At 46.1% G+C, this 20,886-nt stretch carries 22 protein-coding genes; 3 read left to right on the top strand and 19 right to left on the bottom strand.

The annotated features are described in order from the left end of the window. Positions 1 to 5 precede the first annotated feature (5 nt). The 13 genes from rodZ to trmJ form a co-directional block, all read right to left on the bottom strand. Entirely contained in the window at positions 6 to 1,034 is a 1,029-nt protein-coding gene (gene rodZ, locus ACVA54_RS15375) for a cytoskeleton protein RodZ (RefSeq protein WP_099080611.1), read from the bottom strand. A gap of 410 nt (positions 1,035 to 1,444) precedes the next feature. After that, complete coding sequence (locus tag ACVA54_RS15380) at positions 1,445 to 2,572, bottom strand: bifunctional tRNA (adenosine(37)-C2)-methyltransferase TrmG/ribosomal RNA large subunit methyltransferase RlmN (protein ID WP_099080612.1); 1,128 nt, start codon at positions 2,570 to 2,572, stop codon at positions 1,445 to 1,447. A gap of 210 nt (positions 2,573 to 2,782) precedes the next feature. Further along, positions 2,783 to 3,208 carry a nucleoside-diphosphate kinase gene (gene ndk, locus ACVA54_RS15385; protein WP_099080613.1) on the bottom strand — a complete coding sequence of 142 codons (426 nt, stop codon included), beginning with the start codon at positions 3,206 to 3,208 and terminating at the stop codon, positions 2,783 to 2,785. Between the two features lie 100 nt (positions 3,209 to 3,308). Further along, the gene (gene pepB / locus ACVA54_RS15390; protein ID WP_099080614.1) at positions 3,309 to 4,607 is read right to left on the bottom strand and encodes an aminopeptidase PepB; all 1,299 of its coding nucleotides are present in this window, start codon (positions 4,605 to 4,607) and stop codon (positions 3,309 to 3,311) included. Between the two features lie 172 nt (positions 4,608 to 4,779). Continuing rightward, complete coding sequence (gene iscX, locus ACVA54_RS15395) at positions 4,780 to 4,974, bottom strand: Fe-S cluster assembly protein IscX (protein WP_099080615.1); 195 nt, start codon at positions 4,972 to 4,974, stop codon at positions 4,780 to 4,782. A 43-nt stretch (positions 4,975 to 5,017) separates the two neighbouring features. Then, positions 5,018 to 5,356 (bottom strand): ISC system 2Fe-2S type ferredoxin, encoded by a 339-nt coding sequence (fdx, locus tag ACVA54_RS15400; protein WP_228066765.1) that lies wholly within the window; start codon positions 5,354 to 5,356, stop codon positions 5,018 to 5,020. A gap of 13 nt (positions 5,357 to 5,369) precedes the next feature. Then, the gene (gene hscA / locus ACVA54_RS15405; protein WP_446649731.1) at positions 5,370 to 7,223 is read right to left on the bottom strand and encodes a Fe-S protein assembly chaperone HscA; all 1,854 of its coding nucleotides are present in this window, start codon (positions 7,221 to 7,223) and stop codon (positions 5,370 to 5,372) included. A 21-nt stretch (positions 7,224 to 7,244) separates the two neighbouring features. Then, positions 7,245 to 7,760 carry a co-chaperone HscB gene (gene hscB, locus ACVA54_RS15410; RefSeq protein WP_099080617.1) on the bottom strand — a complete coding sequence of 172 codons (516 nt, stop codon included), beginning with the start codon at positions 7,758 to 7,760 and terminating at the stop codon, positions 7,245 to 7,247. Positions 7,761 to 7,815: 55 nt separating this feature from the next. Next, positions 7,816 to 8,142, bottom strand: coding sequence for an iron-sulfur cluster assembly protein IscA (gene iscA / locus ACVA54_RS15415; RefSeq protein ID WP_099080618.1), 327 nt, complete (start codon positions 8,140 to 8,142; stop codon positions 7,816 to 7,818). A 71-nt stretch (positions 8,143 to 8,213) separates the two neighbouring features. Then, positions 8,214 to 8,597 (bottom strand): Fe-S cluster assembly scaffold IscU, encoded by a 384-nt coding sequence (gene iscU, locus ACVA54_RS15420; RefSeq protein WP_005483070.1) that lies wholly within the window; start codon positions 8,595 to 8,597, stop codon positions 8,214 to 8,216. 37 nt (positions 8,598 to 8,634) lie between these two features. Then, on the bottom strand, positions 8,635 to 9,849 hold the full coding sequence (locus ACVA54_RS15425) for an IscS subfamily cysteine desulfurase (protein WP_099080619.1): 1,215 nt from the start codon (positions 9,847 to 9,849) through the stop codon (positions 8,635 to 8,637). Positions 9,850 to 9,877: 28 nt separating this feature from the next. Further along, complete coding sequence (gene iscR, locus ACVA54_RS15430; RefSeq protein WP_099080620.1) at positions 9,878 to 10,384, bottom strand: Fe-S cluster assembly transcriptional regulator IscR; 507 nt, start codon at positions 10,382 to 10,384, stop codon at positions 9,878 to 9,880. A gap of 125 nt (positions 10,385 to 10,509) precedes the next feature. Beyond that, the gene (trmJ, locus tag ACVA54_RS15435) at positions 10,510 to 11,229 is read right to left on the bottom strand and encodes a tRNA (cytosine(32)/uridine(32)-2'-O)-methyltransferase TrmJ (RefSeq protein WP_099080621.1); all 720 of its coding nucleotides are present in this window, start codon (positions 11,227 to 11,229) and stop codon (positions 10,510 to 10,512) included. A gap of 231 nt (positions 11,230 to 11,460) precedes the next feature. On the opposite strand from trmJ, the gene suhB reads away from it, so the two are divergent. Beyond that, positions 11,461 to 12,264: an inositol-1-monophosphatase gene (gene suhB / locus ACVA54_RS15440; protein ID WP_099080622.1), complete on the top strand. Its 804-nt coding sequence runs from the start codon at positions 11,461 to 11,463 to the stop codon at positions 12,262 to 12,264. A gap of 214 nt (positions 12,265 to 12,478) precedes the next feature. Here suhB and secF read toward each other — a convergent pair whose 3' ends face one another. The 5 genes from secF to queA form a co-directional block, all read right to left on the bottom strand. Next, positions 12,479 to 13,426 carry a protein translocase subunit SecF gene (gene secF, locus ACVA54_RS15445; protein WP_099080623.1) on the bottom strand — a complete coding sequence of 316 codons (948 nt, stop codon included), beginning with the start codon at positions 13,424 to 13,426 and terminating at the stop codon, positions 12,479 to 12,481. 14 nt (positions 13,427 to 13,440) lie between these two features. After that, on the bottom strand, positions 13,441 to 15,297 hold the full coding sequence (gene secD / locus ACVA54_RS15450; protein ID WP_099080624.1) for a protein translocase subunit SecD: 1,857 nt from the start codon (positions 15,295 to 15,297) through the stop codon (positions 13,441 to 13,443). Positions 15,298 to 15,318: 21 nt separating this feature from the next. Next, positions 15,319 to 15,648 (bottom strand): preprotein translocase subunit YajC, encoded by a 330-nt coding sequence (gene yajC / locus ACVA54_RS15455; protein ID WP_099080625.1) that lies wholly within the window; start codon positions 15,646 to 15,648, stop codon positions 15,319 to 15,321. A gap of 164 nt (positions 15,649 to 15,812) precedes the next feature. Continuing rightward, positions 15,813 to 16,946 carry a tRNA guanosine(34) transglycosylase Tgt gene (gene tgt, locus ACVA54_RS15460; protein WP_099080626.1) on the bottom strand — a complete coding sequence of 378 codons (1,134 nt, stop codon included), beginning with the start codon at positions 16,944 to 16,946 and terminating at the stop codon, positions 15,813 to 15,815. A 238-nt stretch (positions 16,947 to 17,184) separates the two neighbouring features. Beyond that, complete coding sequence (gene queA / locus ACVA54_RS15465; protein ID WP_099080627.1) at positions 17,185 to 18,237, bottom strand: tRNA preQ1(34) S-adenosylmethionine ribosyltransferase-isomerase QueA; 1,053 nt, start codon at positions 18,235 to 18,237, stop codon at positions 17,185 to 17,187. A 290-nt stretch (positions 18,238 to 18,527) separates the two neighbouring features. On the opposite strand from queA, the gene ACVA54_RS15470 reads away from it, so the two are divergent. Continuing rightward, entirely contained in the window at positions 18,528 to 18,749 is a 222-nt protein-coding gene (locus ACVA54_RS15470) for a hypothetical protein (RefSeq protein WP_099080628.1), read from the top strand. A 256-nt stretch (positions 18,750 to 19,005) separates the two neighbouring features. Further along, positions 19,006 to 19,455 (top strand): CBS domain-containing protein, encoded by a 450-nt coding sequence (locus ACVA54_RS15475; protein WP_099080629.1) that lies wholly within the window; start codon positions 19,006 to 19,008, stop codon positions 19,453 to 19,455. Between the two features lie 115 nt (positions 19,456 to 19,570). On the opposite strand, the gene aceA is transcribed toward ACVA54_RS15475, so the two are convergent. After that, positions 19,571 to 20,884, bottom strand: coding sequence for an isocitrate lyase (gene aceA / locus ACVA54_RS15480; protein ID WP_099080630.1), 1,314 nt, complete (start codon positions 20,882 to 20,884; stop codon positions 19,571 to 19,573). Positions 20,885 to 20,886: the final 2 nt, after the last annotated feature.

Raw genomic sequence — 20,886 nt, forward strand, 5'->3', positions numbered from 1 at the left:
ATTCTTTATAACGGTAGAGTGAATCGAGCTACTTTGCCTGAAGTATACCCAGAAAGGTCGACAGGTTCACTTGCAAATGTCATGGTTACGCCTTCAGGTGCGCCTAATATCACTTTAAAAGGCGCTTTTCCGGCAAGTTCTACATCTTGACCAGGCTTACGAGTACCACTGACGAGCGTTTTGCCATTCACGTCTTTTACTTGAATCCAGCAATCCGCTTTAAATTTCATCGTCAGTCGCGTCATTCCTTCTGGCACAACGAGCTTAGGCTCTTGCTCTTCATCTGCCGCTTCAATAATCGCCACTGGAGCATCAGGTATAATTTCAGAAACCTCGTCTTCATTCACTGCAAGTTCGGGGGTCGTTGTCTCTAGTGCATCGCCATCAGAAGCCGCTAGCGTTACGCCTTCAATCGCTGGCTTAATGTCTGTTGACGCTATCTCATCACGAGAGCTAGCCATTAACTTATCAGCACTAAGTTGGTCTATCTCGGCAATCTCAGCAGGAGTGCTAGCAATTAACTCATCAGCGCTAAGTTGGTCTATATCGGCAATCTCAGCAGCACTCGGTTCTACATCTAAATTGGCCTCTGTAACGACTTGAGCCAAGCTATCCTCTTGTTGGTTTTGCCACCACCAAGCACCCGAAATGCCGATAATAACAATAGCAATCACCCAAGTAAGCAGCATGATACGGCTATTGTGTTTTTCGTGTTTCGTTTTACGCGAAAAGCTCTGCATCTCGGTTTCTTGTGGCTGAACATGGGCCTCAGATGTTTGCTCTAAAGCTGCCAAAACGGTCTTTTCATCAAGGCCAACGAGTTTCGCATACGAACGAAGATAGCCACGTGTAAAGGTCGCGACCTGCTGCGGTTCAAATCGATTGTTTTCAATATTTTGAATAACAGAAACGCGAAGCCTCAGGCGATTAGCAACATGCTTTTGCGTCATCCCCAATGATTCGCGTTTATTTTTTAGTAGTGTGCCTGCTTCTAGAGAAAGTGGCACTTCAGTGGTGTTTTCGTGTTCTGTCATAATTATGGTATTTAATCTGTTGGGTGGCTAACACATTATCTATTTTCGTTTTTGTTCTTCAGACTCACTTAAAGATAGCTAGCCTAAACGCGTTAACCAAAATAATCTTTTAGAAACTTACAGCACTTGTTGTTTGAATGCTCGCGTTGCAAGAAGCTGCAAAGCGTTTTAAGAAAATACTGCAAATTGTCAGTGTCATAGTTATATTTTACTCACCATGATAAGCGAATGTATAACAAAGACAAAAACTCTTTACTCTCAAATTAACAGATAGCTCAAGTTTTTGTCCAAAAATTGACATGGCTACCCTCAATTGATCGCAATAACAAGCCATTACTCCGGTTGCCGTTTCGAGATGCCAAACAAAATAGCCAGAGCATAAGCTCTGGCTATTTCTTTATTCTGGCAATTTATACCGCTTTCACTTCGATGGTATCTGCACCACGGGTTGCTTTGAGCATTGCGGTACGCTTCGTGCGGTCGATAACATCACCAACAAGTTGGCCACAGGCCGCATCGATGTCATCACCACGGGTCTTACGGATCGTCACCGTGTGCTCATACTGCATCAACGTTTTCTGGAAGCGATCGATACGTGAATTACTTGGTTTCTTGTATGGTGAACCTGGGTACGGGTTAAATGGGATCAGGTTAATCTTACATGGCGTACCTTTCATCAGCTCAGCCAGCTCACGAGCGTGATCCATGTCATCGTTCACATGGTCTAGCAGTACGTACTCAACGGTTACTTTACCGCGGTTCGCGTTTGAAGATGCTAGGTAACGACGAACCGATGCCAAGAATTCTTGGATATCCCAACGGTCGTTGATTGGCATGATTTCGCTGCGCAACTTATCGTTTGGTGCGTGCAGTGAGATCGCCAGTGCCACGTCGATTTTACCTGTCATCTGATCAAGACCAGATACAACACCCGATGTTGATACAGTTACGCGACGCTTAGACAAGCCAAAACCAAGATCATCCAGCATGATTTCTAGTGCTGGGATCAAATTCTTCATGTTAAGCAGCGGCTCACCCATTCCCATCATTACCACGTTGGTAATTGGGCGACGACCAGTTTCTTTCTGTAGGCCCACTTCACGAGCAGCACGCCATACTTGACCGATGATTTCAGAAACTTTCAAGTTACGGTTAAAGCCTTGCTGAGCGGTTGAGCAGAACTTACATTCCAGTGCGCAGCCAACTTGAGAAGAAACACACAAAGTCGCACGATCATCCTCTGGGATGTACACCGTTTCGACATCTTGATCGCCAACACGCATTGCCCACTTGATCGTACCATCCGATGAGTGCTGCGCTTCAGAAACGACAGGAGCTTTAATCTCACACTTGTGCTGAAGCTTTTCACGCAGTTTCTTGTTGATGTTCGTCATATTGTCGAAGTCATCAACACCGAAATGGTAGATCCACTTCATAACCTGATCGGCGCGGAACGCTTTTTCGCCTAGTTCTTCCGCGAAAAATTGACGCATGCCTTTGCGATCAAAGTCGAGTAGATTGATTTTTTCAGTGGTCATGTTGCCTCTCAATGACTGAAACAAGAATAAGGGCGCGAATTGTACAGCCTTTATGCAGCTACAACAAGGGCTGTAAGACCTTGTGTTTGTTAAGGCATTAAAATCATAGTGATTAAATTTTAAACAGCGCTACTCACCCATTCTTCCTCATCTACAGATAATAAAAAGCCCCAGAAAAATCCGAGGCCTAAAATTCAAACGAGGACAAGATTAGCGAGGACAAATCTCTGATTCTGGGAAGAAGAACTCGATTTCACGCGCCGCCGACTCTGGGCTGTCTGAACCGTGAACGGAGTTATGGCGCATGCTCAGTGCGTAATCCGCACGGATCGTACCGCATGCCGCTTCTTCTGGGTTGGTTTTACCCATCAGTTCACGGTAACGCGCGATAGCGCCTTCGCCTTCAAGTACCTGAACCATGATAGGGCCAGATGTCATGAACTCTTTCAGTGCAGGGAAAAAAGGTTTGCCTTCATGTTCTGCGTAAAAACCGCTCGCCTGCTCTTCTGTCAGGTGAACCATTTTCGCAGCAACGATACGTAGTCCTGCGTTTTCGATACGGTGGTAAATTTCACCAATCAAATTGCGTTCTACAGCGTCGGGCTTAACAATTGAAAACGTTCTTTCTAGAGCCATAAAGTTTCCTTTTTGTACTTGTAATAATAGTTTTATATAAGTGACTTGCGTCTCTCTTAGTTATACCAGCACAGACGTGATGTCTGCACTGGTAAAAGTCTTATTTTGCGGCTTGTTCGTTCAGGAAACGAGCAAGTGTACGAACGCCCATACCTGTTGCCCCTGCAGACCACTTATCCGATGCCGACTTGCGATAGGTGCCCGCACAGTCAAAATGCAACCAACCTTTCTTGTAATCTTCTACAAAGTAGGACAAGAAAGCCGCTGCAGTGCTCGCACCTGGAGAGTAATCACCAGAGCTGATATTGGACAGATCCGCAAAGTTTGAAGGCAACATCTCACGGTGGAAATCAGCAAGAGGGAGTGGCCATAAACCTTCTTTCTCTTGGTTCGCCGCCGTTAGAGCGTGGTGAGAAAGCTCATCATCAAAACTCATCAGTGCATGGTAATCATTACCGAGCGCATTCTTCGCCGCGCCTGTGAGTGTTGCACAATCAATAATTAGCTCTGGGTTTTGCTCACTTGCGTAGATAAGACCATCAGCAAGCACCAAGCGCCCTTCAGCATCGGTATTCATGATCTCAACGGTTTTGCCATTTTTGTAGGTGATGATGTCGCCAAGCTTAAGTGCACGACCTGACACCATATTCTCAGCACAGCAAAGGATCAGCTTCACGCGCTTGTTCAAACCACGCTGAATCGCTAAACCAAGGCCACCGGTGATGGTGCCAGAACCGCCCATGTCCGCTTTCATTGCTGTCATAAAGTTTGATGGCTTCAAGCTGTAACCGCCAGAGTCAAAGGTAATACCTTTACCCACTAGGCACGCAAATACTGGTGCGTTTTCATCACCGGTTGGGTTGTAATCTAGCTGTAACATTGCAGATGTGCGCTCTGATCCCCGGCCTACAGCGTAGATACCTTCCCAGCCTTCTGAAAGCAGGTCTTTGTCTTTTACGATGCGAGTCGTCACGGTACCTTGAGGCGCAACTGACTTGATAAATTCTGCCGCCATCGTCGCCAATTGACGCGGTGCGACTTCTTCTGCGGTTTTATTGATGATATCGCGGGTAAAGTCAGTCGCGGTAATACGAGCATGAAGCTCTGCTTGATCCGCTTCTGGCAGTGCAACCCACTCTAGTGCGCCGTGTTTCTTAGGGTTACGGTATCCTTGGTGGAAAGCCCAAATGCTCTCTAAGTCCCAGTTGTCACCCGCAAGTAGAACAAAACGAATTCCTTGGCCATCGAGTTGACGCGCTGCACGTTGAATCGCACCAAGATCGTGACCTTCATCTAGGTGAATGGTTGCGCTATTCTCAGCGAAAGAAAGCTGTGCTTTGTCGCCCCAATGTGGTGCCGCTGGTTCTTGGCTTAGAAATACAGACATCTGTGTAGACATGGTTTCTCCTTGTCTTATAACGGCGTTACCTACGCCTCTTCTTTTTTAATAACTAACGGATGTTAGCACTATGTAGGGAAAAAATGTCAATTGGATAAAAAAACGGACCGAGAGGTCCGCTTTTTTTAGTAAGAATTGTTAACTCGGCTGCGTTTTGCCGCCGATTTGAGCGTTAGTCTGCTTCATCCATCCAGCATAAGATCACCGCTTCGAGGATCTTTTCGTTACAATGGTTTGGTTCATCATCGAACTCATCTAACTCCATGATCCATTGATGGAGATCGGTAAAACGTACCGTCTTAGGATCCACACCCGGAAACTTGTCACAAAGCTCTATCGCGATGTCGCGAGAATCTGTCCATTTCATTGCTCATCTTCCTTTTCGTTTTCCCTATCACAGGGAGATCGTATTAGTGATCTTCTGACGCGTGATTCAACGTGTATTTTGGGATCTCAACAACCAAGTCTTCATCTGTCACTTTTGCTTGGCAACCAAGACGAGATTCAGGCTCTAGCCCCCACGCTTTATCTAGCATGTCGTCTTCAAGCTCTTCACTTTCTTCTAGTGAATCAAAACCTTCACGAATGATCACGTGACATGTGGTGCATGCACATGATTTTTCACAGGCATGCTCAATACCGATACCGTTTTTCAGTGCCACGTCCAGAACGGTTTCACCAGTTTTTGCTTCCAACACTGCACCTTCTGGGCATAAATCTTCGTGCGGTAATACAATAATCTTAGGCATAACTACTTATCTCTTATATATCATCTACTGATTGACCTGACAGTGCAGCTCGAATCGATTTATCCATACGGCGCGATGCAAAATCTTGGCTTGCTTTGTCGGTGTCTTTAATGCCTTGCTCAATCGCATCCGCATCTTCACCATTGCGAAGCTCAATCAGTGCTTCAATCACATTTAACAACGCTTGTTTCTCTTGCTCTGATAGTAGCTCATCACCATCCGCTTGCATCGCTGCAATCAAACCTTCAATCACACGGTCTGCTTCAACACGTTGTTCTGCAAGCGCACGTGCTTGCATGTCTTCTTTCGCGTAGGCCATCGAATCACGTAACATGTTCGCAACTTCGTTGTCGCTCAAACCGTAAGAAGGCTTCACTTGAATCTCAGATTGAACGCCAGTGCTCTTCTCCATTGCCGTCACAGATAAAAGACCATCAGCATCCACTTGATAAGTCACACGAATGTGCGCTGCACCTGCCGCCATTGGCGGAATACCTTTCAGCGAGAAACGTGCCAGTGAACGACAGTCATCGACCATCTCACGCTCACCTTGTACCACGTGTACGCTCATCGCCGTTTGACCATCTTTGAACGTGGTAAATTCTTGCGCACGAGCAACAGGAATGGTGGTGTTACGAGGAATGATCTTCTCTACCAAGCCGCCCATGGTTTCAATGCCAAGTGATAATGGGATAACATCAAGCAGCAGCATTTCTGAATCAGGTTTGTTACCCGCTAGAATGTCCGCTTGGATGCCAGCACCAATCGCAACCACTTCATCTGGGTTAATGCTTGTTAGTGGTGTGCGACCAAAGAACTCACCCACCATTTCACGTACCAGTAGAGTACGAGTAGAGCCACCAACCATCACGGCTTCAAGCACGTCTTCGGTATCAACGTCAGCATCTTTAAGCGCGCGACGGCAAGACATCAAGGTTTTCTTCACCAATGGGCGAATCAACTCTTCGAACTGTTCGCGAGTGACTGAGCCTTTCCAGCCAAAAACATCAACATCCACGCTGTCATGCTCAGAGAAAGCAATCTTAGTTGCAGTGGCAATGTTTAACAGTACACGGTTTTTCTCTGCAGAAAGTGGCGCTTCTAGCCCCGCTTGCTCCATCAGATAGTCAGCAAGAAGATGGTCAAAGTCATCGCCACCTAACGCTGAATCACCACCCGTCGCCAAGACTTCAAATACGCCTTTTGACAGACGTAAGATAGAGATATCAAAAGTACCGCCACCTAAATCGTAAACCGCAATCACACCTTCTTGACCAGAATCCAAACCGTAAGCGATAGCTGCTGCAGTTGGCTCGTTAAGCAGACGTAGTACATGAAGACCTGCCAATTTTGCCGCATCTTTAGTACCGGCACGTTGAGCGTCATCGAAGTAAGCTGGAACGGTAATCACGACACCAGCAAGTTCCCCGCCAAGCGTCTCTTCTGCACGTTTTCCGAGTGCTTTTAGAATGTCTGCAGAAACTTCAATCGGGTTCTTATCACCTTGAGCCGTTTTCAGAATAGGAAGACCATTATCGCTCTCTTTAAACTGGTAAGGCAAAGATGGGTAACGAGATTGAATGTCTTTCAATGAGCGGCCAATCAAACGCTTTACCGAAATAATGGTATTTTCAGGCTCTAGCTCTGCTTTTGCTTTCGCGTCATAACCAACCATCGCCGATTCTTGCGCATAGTTTACAACCGACGGCAGAATACTACGTCCCTGCTCATCCGTTAAAGTCGTGGCATTGCCACTGCGTACAGAAGCAACCAAAGAGTTCGTGGTACCTAAGTCGATACCCGCTGCTAACTTATGCTGATGAGGTGCCGAGCTTTGGCCCGGTTCTGCGATTTGAAGTAGTGCCATGATGAGTCCTTGTCACGCTAACTAGCCGAGGAGCTTGTCTTCGACCAGTTCAATTTCGTTCTTTAGTTTGGCTATGAATTTAAGTTTACGAACGCGGTCTGCAGCTTCTGCCCAAAGACCATTATCAAGTTCTTGTTCTACATTCGCCAAATGCTGTTTGTACATTTTGCTGACCTTAGCATCAAAGTCAAAAAGCGCTGATTCAGGATCAGAGCTGTCAGCAATTTCTTCTAATTCTTCACGCAGCTCCATCTGTTCCATTAGGAACATTGGGTCTTGCATGGTTTGCTGTTCACCGTGGATTTCAATGCCATTTTCTGCCAAGATGTATTCTGCACGTGAGATTGGCTGTTTCAAAACTTGGTAAGCATCATTAATTTGCGCTGCTTTTTGAACAGCCATTAAACGGTCGCGCTCAGACGCTGTGGCAAAATTATCTGGATGAAAGCGTTTTTGCAGTTCTAAGAACTGAGAAGAAAGAAGGCTACCATCCAGCGTAAACTGACTTGGTAGCCCAAATAATTCAAAGTGATTCATTAAGTTCGGGTCCTAGTAAAGCCCTCTGGACTCGGTTGCCCAAAAGGCCAATCAATTAGACGTTGAAGCTTTCACCACAACCACATTCACTTTTCGCATTCGGGTTGTTGAATTCAAAGCCTTCGTTCAAGCCTTCCTTCACGTAATCCAGTTCAGTGCCGTCTAAGTACACCAAGCTTTTTTTGTCGATGATGATCTTGACACCCGAGTGGTCGAATACTTCATCTTCGTCTTCATTAAGCTCATCAACAAACTCAAGCACATAAGCCATACCGGAACAGCCTGTCGTCTTCACTCCAAGACGCAAACCGATACCTTTGCCTCGGTTATCTAGGAATGCTTTTACGCGACTCGCCGCTGTTTCTGTCATTGTGATGGCCATACTGCACCTTACGTCTGTCTAAATTACGATTGAAATGGGAGCGTTACAGGCTCCCATTATATACGGAATACTTATTCTTGGTGTTTTTTCTTGTAGTCAGCAACCGCTGCTTTAATTGCATCTTCCGCTAGGATTGAGCAGTGCACTTTCACGGGAGGAAGCTCCAACTCTTCTGCAATCTCAGAGTTTTTGATAGCAGCCGCTTCATCGATCGACTTACCTTTCACCCACTCTGTCACTAGTGAACTTGATGCGATTGCGCTACCACAACCGTAAGTTTTAAATTTCGCGTCTTCAATGATGCCTTCTGGTGTCACTTTAATTTGAAGCTTCATTACGTCACCACAAGCTGGTGCGCCAACCATGCCGCTACCTACTGATGGATCTTCTTTATCGAATGAACCTACGTTACGTGGGTTCTCATAGTGATCAATTACTTTTTCGCTGTATGCCATGATAAATTACCTCGAATCCTCTATTCAGTCCGTGAGATTAATGATGAGCCCATTCAACCGTGCTCAGATCAACCCCTTCCTTGTACATATCCCATAGAGGAGACATGTCGCGTAGCTTAGTCACTGCAACGCGGATTTGTTCAATTGCGTAATCAATTTCTTCTTCAGTCGTGAAACGGCCAAATGAGAAACGTACAGAGCTGTGAGCCAGTTCGTCGTCAAGACCTAGCGCACGAAGCACATAAGATGGCTCTAGACTCGCTGAAGTACATGCACTACCTGATGATACTGCGAGATCTTTCAGTGACATCAGGAGTGATTCGCCTTCAACAAATGCAAAGCTCACGTTTAAGTTGTGTGGTACACGCTGTTCTAAATCACCATTCACCGTTACCGCTTCAAGATCTTTCACACCATCTAGAAGACGGTTACGAAGTGCTAATGCGTGATCGTAATCTTTCTGCATGTCTTCTTTGGCGATGCGGAACGCTTCACCCATACCTACGATCTGGTGAGTCGGTAGCGTACCAGAGCGGAAACCACGTTCGTGACCACCACCATGCATTTGCGCTTCTAGGCGAATACGAGGTTTACGACGTACGTAAAGTGCGCCAATACCTTTAGGGCCATAGATTTTGTGTGCTGACAGTGAAATTAGGTCTACTTTCAACTCTTGAACATCGATTGGCAGTTTGCCCGCAGATTGTGCAGCATCTACGTGGAACACTATCTTACGTTCACGACATAACTCGCCGATTGCTGCGATGTCTTGAATAACACCAATCTCATTGTTTACGTGCATGATTGATACGAGAACAGTATCTTCACGCATTGCTGCTTGAAGTTTGTTTAGGTCAATCAGGCCGTTTGATTCTGGCTCTAAGTAAGTCACTTCAAAGCCTTCGCGCTCTAGTTGACGACATGGGTCAAGAACCGCTTTATGCTCTGTTTTACAAGTGATGATATGTTTACCCTTTTTAGAGTAAAAATGAGCGGCACCTTTGATTGCAAGGTTGTCAGATTCAGTCGCACCAGAGGTGAAGACAATTTCGCGTGGATCTGCATTTAGAAGGTCAGCAATTTGCTCACGGGCAGTATCTACAGCTTCTTCTGCCTGCCAGCCATAACGGTGCGAACGTGAAGCTGGGTTGCCAAATGTCCCATCCATTGTCATGTACTGAACCATTTTTTCAGCAACACGTGGATCAACTGGACACGTAGCGGAATAATCTAGATAAATCGGCAGTTTCATTCTCTACTCCAATGTAAAAAGCTGACCGCTAAGAGCGGACGTTTACACCGATGGGCGCGGCGGTTGTATTTTTGTTTGATAGCCCATGAGTCACCGCCAGATCAATGTCCTGACGATCAGAAATTTCTATTACTTCGTTGTCTGTCATCAGCTCACCGAGCGTGATGTTATTCAGGAAGTCGCTGATACGAGAGCTTAAGTCACGCCATAGTGTGTGAGTTAGGCAACGAGTCCCACCTTGACAACCTCCCTTGCCTTGGCATTTGGTTGCATCGACTGACTCATCAACAGCAGCAATTACGGTACCGATAGCGATACTGTGTGCATCGGCACCCAGTCGGTAACCACCACCAGGACCACGAACGCTAGTGACTAAGCCTGCTTTACGCAATTTCGAAAACAGCTGCTCTAAATAAGAGAGCGAGATCCCCTGGCGCTCGGAGATGTCTGCAAGAGGTACCGGGGTTTGTTGCGAGTGCAGTGCCACATCCAGCATGGCTGTCACCGCATATCTTCCTTTAGATGTAAGTTTCATACCACACCGTATCCACATGGTTTGTAATGATTATGATTCTTCCATACCCGACTAAAATGGTCAAGTATTTATTTGACTATTTTAGTCAGGTATTCACCCTTACATCTAAAGTGGTTATTGTTTATTCAGAGTTTCTTTTCGATCGCTGTCAAAACACCACGCAGAATATTCAATTCTTGAGCCTCTGGTCGTGCACGTGAGTACAAGCGACGAAGTTTGTTCATCACCTGACCTGGCTGTTCTTTGTTGATAAATTGGGTATCAACCATCACCTTTTCAAGGTGCTCAAAGAACATTTCTAGCTCTTTATGGCGTGGGTACTCTTCAGGCTCACTTGGCACGTATTGGCTTTGCTCTAGGTTGAGGTGTGCAACGCGAACTTCATAGCTCAGCGTTTGTACCGCCATCGCTAAGTTAAGTGAACTGTATTCAGGATTAGCTGGAATGCAAACGTGGTAATGACACTTCTGCAATTCGTCATTAGTTAGGCCAGTTCTCTCACGGCCAAAGACCAATGCAACAGGGTGCTTTTGGCCTTCAACGGCAAATTTCTCACCACATTCGCGTGGCTCAAGCATTGGCCATTCAAGTGTGCGTGAACGAGCACTAGAGCCGACGACAAGACCACAATCTTCAATGGCTTCCTCTAGCGTACTTACGACTGTTGCGTTTTGAGCAATATCACCAGCACCAGCGGCAAGAGCAAGAGTTTGGTCATCCACTTCACATTGCGGATCAACCAATACAAGTTGGCTTAAACCCATGACTTTCATTGCGCGTGCAGCCGAGCCAATGTTGCCTGAATGAGAAGTTCCGACGAGTACGATTTTTACTTGATCCAACATCTGTGTTTGCTACCTAGTTTAAAACCGCAGAATGTTACCATATTTTTTTAACACGCCCTATAGAGAAGCCGCTTTCTACTGGCATTCTCATCAATTGGTGCACTTCATCACGATACATGGACCACTACGCACTAGAACGGAGGACAAAAAATAACCACTTCCTTTTTGTTTTAACTCTGGTATACTCGCGGCCGCTTTCATTTGTTCTTTAACATCCGTTGGGAAATTCGTATGCATCCAATGCTAAACATTGCTATTCGCGCTGCGCGAAAGGCAGGCAATCACATTGCTAAATCATTAGAAAACACAGATAAAATTGAATCTACGCTAAAAGGCACTAATGACTTTGTTACTAATGTAGACAAAGAAGCAGAAGCTATCATCATCGATACTATCAAGCACTCTTACCCAGAGCACTGTATCGTTGCTGAAGAAGCTGGTCTTATCGAAGGTAAAGATAAAGACGTACAATGGATCATCGACCCACTGGATGGCACTAATAACTTTGTAAAAGGTTACCCAACTTTCGCAGTATCTATCGCAGTTCGCTTCAAAGGTAAAACTGAAGTGGCTTGTGTATACGATCCAATGCAAAACGAGCTATTCACTGCACAACGCGGTGCTGGCGCTCAACTAAACAACGCTCGTATCCGTGTTACTCCGCTTAAAGACCTACACGGTACTGTTCTTGCGACTGGTTTCCCATTCAAACAGAAGCAACACTCTGAATCTTACATCAAGATCATTGGCTCTCTATTTACTGAATGTGCCGATTTCCGTCGTTCTGGCTCTTCAGCTCTTGATCTATGTTATGTCGCTGCAGGTCGCGTAGATGGTTACTTCGAGCTAGGTCTGAAGCCATGGGATATGGCGGCTGGTGAGCTGATTGCTCGTGAAGCTGGTGCTATCCTAACTGACTTTGCTGGCGGAACTGATTACATGAAGTCTGGCAACATCGTTGCTTCAAGTGCTCGTGGCGTAAAATCTATCCTTAAGCACATTCGTGAAAACGGTAACAGCGCGATCCTTAAGTAAGATGATGGCGGCATACTAAGCCCGCCACGCTGATGACTTTCAAAAAGCCTCGCTCTCTGAGCGGGGCTTTTTTACATCTGTCAGTCTCGTTCTAAAATGTGTCTACACATTGAGGACGAATGATGTGCGAGGCTCTTCAGCGACACAACTCAGATACAAAAAAACCGCCGATTACTCAGCGGTTTTTGCTTTCGGTTTCGGTTCTCAATCTGCCTTATGGCATCTCGTCGAACTCTGCACCTTCTTTTTCTACTTGAGGTGGCATCAAGTGCTCCTTCTGGATACCCAGTTTTAGCGCTAGTGCTGATGCTACGTAGATAGAAGAGTACGTACCTACTGTGATACCTAGTAGAAGTGCGGTCGCGAAACCGTGAATCATCGCACCACCTTGAGTGAACAGTGCAATTACTACGAACAACGTCGTACCAGACGTAATCAAAGTACGGCTCAATGTTTGAGTAATTGAAGCGTCCATGATGTCTGAAGGCTCACCCTTACGCATCTTACGGAAGTTTTCACGAATCCGGTCGAATACAACAATGGTATCGTTGAGCGAGTAACCAACTACCGTTAGTAGTGCCGCTACGATGGTTAGGTCAACTTCGATTTGTAGGAACGAGAAGACACCCAGCGTGATGATGATATCGTGTGCCAGTGCCATTACCGCACCTGCTGCTAGACGCCATTCGAATCGGATCGATACGTAGATCAGGATACAGATTAGCGACACAAGAATCGCTAGGCCGCCTGCTTCCGTTAGTTCATCACCAACGTTTGGACCTACGAATTCGATACGCCGCATTTCTACGCTTTCACCCGTGCCTTCTTTAATAGCACCAATGATTTGGTTACCTAGCGTTTCACCAGACATATCGTCACGTGGACGAAGACGAACCATTACATCACGAGCGCTACCGAAGTTTTGTACCGTCGCATCGCCGAAGCCTTGTGAATCTAGAGCTGCACGAATTTCTTCAAGGTTTGCTGGTTGTTCAAAACCTACCTCGATGAGCGTACCACCAGTAAAGTCTAGACCCCAGTTCAACCACTTGGTTGATAGCGTGAAGATAGAAGCAGCGATCATAAAGATAGAGAATACGAACGCGACTTTCGACCAACGCATAAAGCCGATCGTGTTTTCTGCTTTTAGAATTTGAAACATAATAATTCCCAGCCTTAGATCGACAATTTCTTAACGCGCTTGCCACCGTACACCAAGTTCACGATACAACGTGTACCTATGATTGCGGTGAACATAGAGGTCAAGATACCGATAGATAGCGTTACCGCGAAGCCTTTCACTGCACCTGTACCAACAGCAAACAGAATGATTGCTGTGATAAGGGTGGTGATGTTCGCATCGGCAATGGTGCTAAATGCATTAGCGTAACCTTGATGAATCGCTTGTTGTGGACTGCGGCCATCGCGAAGCTCTTCACGGATACGTTCGAATATCAGTACGTTCGCATCGACTGCCATACCCACTGTCAAAACGATACCAGCGATACCCGGAAGCGTCATGGTTGCACCTGGAATCATCGACATAATACCGATGATAAGCACTAAGTTTGCCATCAGTGCAACGTTCGCGATCAGACCAAAACCACGGTAGTAAAGCAGAGTAAAGATCATTACTGCTACCATACCCCAGATACATGCTTGAATACCCATATCGATGTTTTGCTGACCCATTGATGGACCAATGGTACGCTCTTCAACGATAGAGATAGGGGCGATAAGTGCACCAGCACGTAGTAGAAGTGCTAGGTTGTGCGCTTCTGCCGCAGAGTCGATACCTGTGATACGGAAGTTACGGCCAAGAGCCGATTGAATCGTTGCTTGGTTAATGACTTCTTCGTGTTTATCAAGGATCACTTTGCCTTCTGGCGTACGACGACCACTGTCTTTGTATTCTGCAAACACGGTTGCCATTAGCTTGCCGATGTTCTTTTTAGAGAACGCTGACATCTTGTTACCACCCTCGCTGTCTAGCGAGATGTTCACTTGCGGACGACCGTATTCATCAACACTTGAGCTTGCATCCGTGATACTTTGACCACCAAGAATAACGCGCTTCTTCAATACAACAGGGCGACCATCACGATCCATCTTGATTTCGCTACCTGCTGGCGCACGACCACTTGCCGCGGCTGATAGGTCCGCTTTATCATCGACTTCGCGGAACTCTAGCGTTGCCGTTGCACCTAGGATTTCCTTCGCACGAGCGGTATCTTGAACACCGGGAAGCTCAACGACGATGCGACTAGCACCTTGACGTTGCACCAATGGTTCAGCAACACCCAGCTCGTTTACACGGTTACGTAGAATCGTGATGTTTTGTTCTACAGCGTAGTTACGGATCTCTTGTAAACGTTGCTCAGTAAAGGTGGCAATCAAAGCGTAACGGCCATTCGAATCAGAGTCGACAAAGTTCATGTCAGGGTGATTCTTCTCTAGCGTCGCCTTCGCTTCCGCCAGTTGTTCTTCATTACGTAGCAATACTTCGACTCCCTCTTTACCAGAAGGACGAATTGCACGGTAGCGAACTTTGGCTTCACGAAGCTCACTACGGAACGCTTCTTCTTGTTGACCAACTAGCTTTTCCATTGCCGCGTCCATATCCACTTCCATCAAGAAGTGAACACCACCACGCAGGTCAAGACCCAGTTTAAGTGGTGACGCACCAATGGCTTCTAGCCAGTCTGGCGTAGATGGCGCTAGGTTGAGAGCGACAATTTTATCTTTGCCAAGCGCTTCGCTGATAATATCGCGCGCACTGATCTGAGTATCAGTATCATTGAAACGAACAAGGATTGAACCATTTTCGAGAGCAATGGTTTTATAAGAAAGGTGCTCTTTATCAAGAGCGTTAGTGACAGCATCCAGCGTTGACATATCAACAGAGGCGCCACGCGCCCCTGTAATTTGAACAGCCGGATCTTCACCGTAGATATTTGGAAGTGCGTACAACGCAGCGGTGATGATGGCGAAGAATACCATCAAATACTTCCATAACGGATAACGGTTTAGCACAGCGAGGATCCTTTAGCTGTTTTATAGAGACTTAAGCGTACCTTTTGGTAGCACTGCCGTTACGAAGTCTTTCTTGATCACAACTTCATTGTTTGCATTTAGCTCAATTGAAATGTAGTCGTTCTCTTCACTGATCTTAGTGATTTTACCTACTAGACCACCGCTTGTTAGTACTTCGTCACCTTTGCCCATCGAAGACATCAGGCTCTTGTGTTCTTTTACACGCTTTGCTTGTGGGCGATAGATCATGAAGTAGAAGATCACTGCGAACATGCCTAGCATGATTAGCATTTCAAAACCGCCACCTGCTGGTGCGCCTTCTGCTGCTGCGTGAGCTTGAGAAATAAACATTAAAACATCCTCATTATATTTTATTAATAATCCAAAAAGTTGGGCTTTCGCAATTTAGATTCAAGTCTGAATGTGACTAATAGAGATCACTCTCTCAAAAATAATATGCTTTTGCCTACTTTATTAGCAAAAGCCTCTGGCGACATGCCAAAGGCTTTAATTTTTTATGCTTTACCTAGTGGTGGCACTTCGCGGTCACGACGAGCGTAAAACTCTTGAACAAACTCATCGAAACGATCTTCATCAATCGCCTTACGAATGCTTTCCATCAAACGTTGGTAGTAACGTAGGTTATGGATAGTATTCAGGCGCGCACCTAGGATTTCGTTACAACGCTCTAGGTGGTGAAGGTACGACTTGCTGTAGTTCTGACAAGTGTAACAGTCACAGTGCGGATCTAACGGTGTTGTATCCGTTTTGTGTTTCGCATTACGGATCTTGATCACACCACCAGTCACAAATAGGTGGCCGTTACGCGCGTTACGGGTTGGCATTACACAGTCAAACATGTCGATACCACGGCGAACACCTTCGACCAAGTCTTCTGGCTTGCCAACACCCATCAAGTAACGTGGTTTATCTTCTGGAAGTTGTGGGCACGTGTGCTCAAGAATGCGATGCATGTCTTCTTTCGGTTCACCGACGGCAAGACCACCCACCGCATAACCGTCAAAGCCAATGTCAGTTAGACCTTTTACCGATACATCTCGTAGGTCTTCGTATACACCACCTTGAACGATACCAAATAGGTTGTTCGGGTTTTCTAGTTTATCGAAGTGATCACGCGAGCGCTGCGCCCAACGTAGTGACATTTCCATCGATTTTTTCGCTTCATCGTGTGTCGCTGGGTATGGCGTACACTCGTCGAAAATCATAACGATGTCAGAGCCTAAGTCTTTTTGGATTTCCATCGACTTCTCTGCGTCCATGAAAATTTTGTCACCGTTTACTGGGTTGCGGAAATGTACACCTTGCTCTGTAATAGTACGCATTTTACCCAGGCTGAATACTTGGAAACCGCCTGAATCGGTAAGGATCGGACCATGCCAGTTCATGAAGTCGTGCAGGTCACCGTGCATTTTCATCACTTCTTGGCCTGGACGCAGCCATAGGTGGAAAGTGTTACCGAGCAGGATTTCTGCGCCCGTGCCTTTTACTTCTTCTGGTGTCATGCCTTTAACGGTACCGTAAGTACCTACCGGCATGAACGCTGGCGTTTGAACAGTGCCACGTTCGAAGGTCAATTGACCACGACGCGCATTGCCGTTTTTCTTCTTAAGATCGAATGATAATTTCACGATGCCTCCGAGTGTCAGAGAAACAGTCTGACAATGTTTTTTAGGGGTAACCCCCACTTTAAGGAGTGGTCGCTTTCCGTGCGAGAGACAAAGCAGTGGTTCTGCTCTGTTTCCTAGCTTACTGCTAGCACTCGTAAATCGTTGCCCCCTCCTAGCCTCTCCCTTAGAAAGGGGGGAGAAACCCACGCCTCAGCGCTTTTATTCCCTCACCTTTTTAAGAGGAGGGTTAGGGAGGGGTTTATGCCGTTTTCTTCTTGATGAACATTGAATCACCATAAGAGAAAAAACGGTAGTTGTTCTCAACCGCATGCTGGTATGCATTCATGGTGTTCTCATAACCTGCAAACGCACTCACCAACATAATCAGTGTTGATTCTGGCAAGTGGAAGTTGGTGATCAAGCAGTCCACCAACTGGTACTCGTAACCAGGGTAGATAAAGATTTCGGTATCGCCAAAGAATGGAACCAATTCTGTGCCTTTCTTCAACGCGTCTTGCGCTGCACTTTCCAGTGAACGAACCGATGTTGTACCAACGGCAATGATTCTACCGCCACGGGCCTTGGTGGCATGAATAGCGTCAACCACGTCTTGTGGCACTTCAACGTATTCCGCGTGCATGTGGTGATCGTTAATATCATCCACTTTTACCGGTTGAAATGTACCCGCACCGACGTGCAGCGTCACATAAGCAAATTCGGCGCCTTTCGCTTTGATTTTCTCTAGCAGAACATCATCAAAATGTAAGCCTGCGGTTGGCGCGGCTACCGCACCCGGTTTTTGGCTGTAAACCGTTTGGTAACGCTCTTTATCTGCGTCTTCATCTGGGCGGTCAATATAGGGTGGAAGTGGCATATGACCGATCTGTTCCAGAATTTCTAGCACCGTCTTATCAGAATTAAATTTCAGCTCAAACAATGCATCATGACGAGCCACCATCTCTGCTGAGTATTCATCATTTTCGCCAACAATAACGGTGGAGCCTGGTTTTGGCGATTTTGAGCAGCGTACGTGAGCCAAAATGCTCTTGTCGTCGAGCATGCGCTCCACTAGTACTTCTAACTTACCGCCTGATTCTTTACGACCAAACATACGGGCAGGGATAACGCGGGTATTATTGAAAACCACGAGGTCACCGGCTTGAACATGGTCCAACACATCGGTAAATGTGCCATCCACTAGCTCGCCAGTATTACCGTCCATTTGCAGTAGTCGGCTAGCGGTACGCTCTGGCTGAGGGTAACGAGCGATGAGTTCATCTGGAAGGTCGAAATGGAAATCTGATACTTGCATGTTACTTGTCTTATATATTGGTCAAATCACGTCAAAGACGACGATAAAATTGCGACGAGTTTTTCGCAGCAGACTAGTATATGTTTACATGCTGCAATAGCAAGCAAATCCCTTTCGATTGATGGCAAAAGCGTCCACTAAGAATGTAATAAGACATGAAGAGCGTATTGTTCCACGACGTATAGATATACATCGGCATGCTTCGTTATTATCAAATCACTCAATAAGTTCACTTTTAGACTATATTGACAATGAGCAACTTGCTCTATGTTCGAACTTTTGAGGTAAGTATGAAGATGTTAATTACGCTATTCAGCGCCGCCATTATTTCTTTTTCTGCTAATACGTTAGCAAGCTCTGAACAAGAGACGTTAAAAACGTTACAAGATGCATGTAAGCTGAAGCAAGTACCGCACTTGTGCGCAGTTAATCTGCCTAATAAAAGTTACATTGGTAGCTGTGTTGATGCCAAAGCATATGGTCTGATCTGTGTCCATTATAGACAAAGTTAAGAGTAACCAAAGCTAAGGCTATACTGCCTTAGCTTTGGTCATTCATGATAGCGCTTACATGTTTCACTCCCATCTTACAATGCAGGATCACCTTCTCTTTTAGTAGACGGCTTTATGTAAATGACCAACCTATTCCCTCCCCTGATTGATCTTCATCTAATTGCATTAATTTATTAGTGAAAAACGAGTTAGCTCCCAGATAAAGGGCAAAATATTCTCTATATTTAGGAAAAGGACAACGCCTTTGGAGGTCTCTATGATCAAAGTTGAAGACATGATGACTCGCAATCCTCATACCCTTTTTAGTAGCAACACATTGCGTGAGGCTCGAGACATGATGGAAGCGCTCGATATTAGACATATTCCGGTTGTAGATGCCAATGACCATCTACAAGGTTTAGTGACACATCGAGATATTCTTGCTGCTCAAGAATCCAGTTTGCACCCTGATGAGACTGAACAATCTTTCACTTTCGATACGCCACTTCATAAAATGATGCACACTAACATCATGACGGCGGAACCAAGGGCTGGATTAAAAGAAAGTGCTATCTATATGCAGAAGCATAAAGTAGGTTGCTTGCCAGTGGTGAACCACGGTCATTTAGTCGGCATTATCACTGATTCAGATTTTGTCACGATCGCAATTAACTTACTGGAACTGCAAGAAGAGGTTGAGCCCGAGGAAATAGAGTCAGAAGACTAAACCTTTCTGGATATGTGGTCATTTTGCTCAACCAATGGCACAAACAAAAAAAGAGCGGCCCAATCGCCGCTCAAAGATGTCATGACTCTCGTCGTAATTGTGGACTCTACGTTTGTTAGAATTGATCTTCTTCGGTAGAACCAGTCAGTGCTGTCACTGATGAGTTACCACCTTGAATGGTATTGGTCATTCTATCAAAGTAGCCCGTACCAACTTCTTGTTGATGCGCCACAAAAGTGTAACCTTTTTCTGCCGCTTCAAACTCAGGACGCTGTACTTTCTCAACGTAATGGCGCATACCTTCGCCTTGTGCGTAAGCATGTGCCAGTTCGAACATATTGAACCACATGTTGTGGATACCCGCTAGCGTGATGAACTGATATTTGTAGCCCATATCAGCCAGCTCTTGTTGAAACTTAGCAATGGTTTCAGCGTCTAGGTTCTTCTCCCAGTTGAATGAAGGCGAACAGTTATATGCCAACAGTTGGTCTGGGTACTCTGCGTGAATCGCTTCTGCAAACTTACGCGCTTCTTCTAGACATGGCGTTGCCGTCTCACACCAGATCAAATCCGCGTATGGTGCGTAAGCTAGACCACGAGAGATTGCTTGGTCGATACCTGCACGAACACGGTAGAAACCTTCTGGTGTGCGCTCTCCTTGAATAAAGTCCTTGTCATATGGGTCGCAATCAGACGTTAGCAGGTCTGCTGCGTTTGCATCGGTACGTGCGATTACGAGTGTTGTAGTGCCTGCAACGTCTGCTGCTAGACGAGCTGCGACCAGTTTCTGTACTGCTTCTTGAGTTGGAACCAATACTTTACCGCCCATGTGACCACACTTCTTCACTGATGCCAGCTGGTCTTCAAAGTGAACACCCGCCGCACCTGCGTCGATCATTGATTTCATTAGCTCGTACGCATTAAGAACGCCACCAAAACCTGCTTCTGCATCCGCTACGATTGGTAGGAAGTAATCAATACCACCTTCGTCTTCTGGCGACTTACCTGCTGACCACTGGATTTGGTCTGCGCGACGGAATGAGTTATTGATGCGTTTTACTACTGACGGTACAGAGTCTACTGGGTAAAGGGATTGGTCTGGGTACATAGTCGAAGCGGTGTTGTTGTCCGCCGCTACCTGCCAGCCCGAGAGGTAAATAGCTTCAATACCCGCTTTTGCTTGCTGTACGGCTTGACCTCCCGTCAGTGCACCAAGACAGTTTACGTAGCCTTTCTTTGAGCTACCGTTAACCAGTGACCAAAGTTTGTCAGCACCACGTTGTGCGATTGTGTTCGCAGGCACCATAGAACCGCGTAGTTCTACCACTTCTTCCGCTGTGTAAGTACGCTTTACGTTTTTCCAGCGTGGGTTGGTTGCCCAATCTTTTTCCAGTGCATCAATTTGTTGGCGGCGAGTTAAGTTAGTCATTG

It is taken from the genome of Vibrio sp. PNB23_22_6, from assembly GCF_052877535.1.

Excerpts from the sequence above, each read along its gene's own strand:
- rodZ (WP_099080611.1), bottom strand. The coding sequence starts at position 1,034 with ATGACAGAACACGAAAACACCACTGAAGTGCCACTTTCTCTAGAAGCA.
- ACVA54_RS15380 (WP_099080612.1), bottom strand. The coding sequence starts at position 2,572 with ATGACCACTGAAAAAATCAATCTACTCGACTTTGATCGCAAAGGCATG.
- ndk (WP_099080613.1), bottom strand. The coding sequence starts at position 3,208 with ATGGCTCTAGAAAGAACGTTTTCAATTGTTAAGCCCGACGCTGTAGAA.
- pepB (WP_099080614.1), bottom strand. The coding sequence starts at position 4,607 with ATGTCTACACAGATGTCTGTATTTCTAAGCCAAGAACCAGCGGCACCA.
- iscX (WP_099080615.1), bottom strand. The coding sequence starts at position 4,974 with ATGAAATGGACAGATTCTCGCGACATCGCGATAGAGCTTTGTGACAAG.
- fdx (WP_228066765.1), bottom strand. The coding sequence starts at position 5,356 with ATGCCTAAGATTATTGTATTACCGCACGAAGATTTATGCCCAGAAGGT.
- hscA (WP_446649731.1), bottom strand. The coding sequence starts at position 7,223 with ATGGCACTACTTCAAATCGCAGAACCGGGCCAAAGCTCGGCACCTCAT.
- hscB (WP_099080617.1), bottom strand. The coding sequence starts at position 7,760 with ATGAATCACTTTGAATTATTTGGGCTACCAAGTCAGTTTACGCTGGAT.
- iscA (WP_099080618.1), bottom strand. The coding sequence starts at position 8,142 with ATGGCCATCACAATGACAGAAACAGCGGCGAGTCGCGTAAAAGCATTC.
- iscU (WP_005483070.1), bottom strand. The coding sequence starts at position 8,597 with ATGGCATACAGCGAAAAAGTAATTGATCACTATGAGAACCCACGTAAC.
- ACVA54_RS15425 (WP_099080619.1), bottom strand. The coding sequence starts at position 9,849 with ATGAAACTGCCGATTTATCTAGATTATTCCGCTACGTGTCCAGTTGAT.
- iscR (WP_099080620.1), bottom strand. The coding sequence starts at position 10,384 with ATGAAACTTACATCTAAAGGAAGATATGCGGTGACAGCCATGCTGGAT.
- trmJ (WP_099080621.1), bottom strand. The coding sequence starts at position 11,229 with ATGTTGGATCAAGTAAAAATCGTACTCGTCGGAACTTCTCATTCAGGC.
- suhB (WP_099080622.1), top strand. The coding sequence starts at position 11,461 with ATGCATCCAATGCTAAACATTGCTATTCGCGCTGCGCGAAAGGCAGGC.
- secF (WP_099080623.1), bottom strand. The coding sequence starts at position 13,426 with ATGTTTCAAATTCTAAAAGCAGAAAACACGATCGGCTTTATGCGTTGG.
- yajC (WP_099080625.1), bottom strand. The coding sequence starts at position 15,648 with ATGTTTATTTCTCAAGCTCACGCAGCAGCAGAAGGCGCACCAGCAGGT.
- queA (WP_099080627.1), bottom strand. The coding sequence starts at position 18,237 with ATGCAAGTATCAGATTTCCATTTCGACCTTCCAGATGAACTCATCGCT.
- ACVA54_RS15470 (WP_099080628.1), top strand. The coding sequence starts at position 18,528 with ATGAAGATGTTAATTACGCTATTCAGCGCCGCCATTATTTCTTTTTCT.
- ACVA54_RS15475 (WP_099080629.1), top strand. The coding sequence starts at position 19,006 with ATGATCAAAGTTGAAGACATGATGACTCGCAATCCTCATACCCTTTTT.
- aceA (WP_099080630.1), bottom strand. The coding sequence starts at position 20,884 with ATGACTAACTTAACTCGCCGCCAACAAATTGATGCACTGGAAAAAGAT.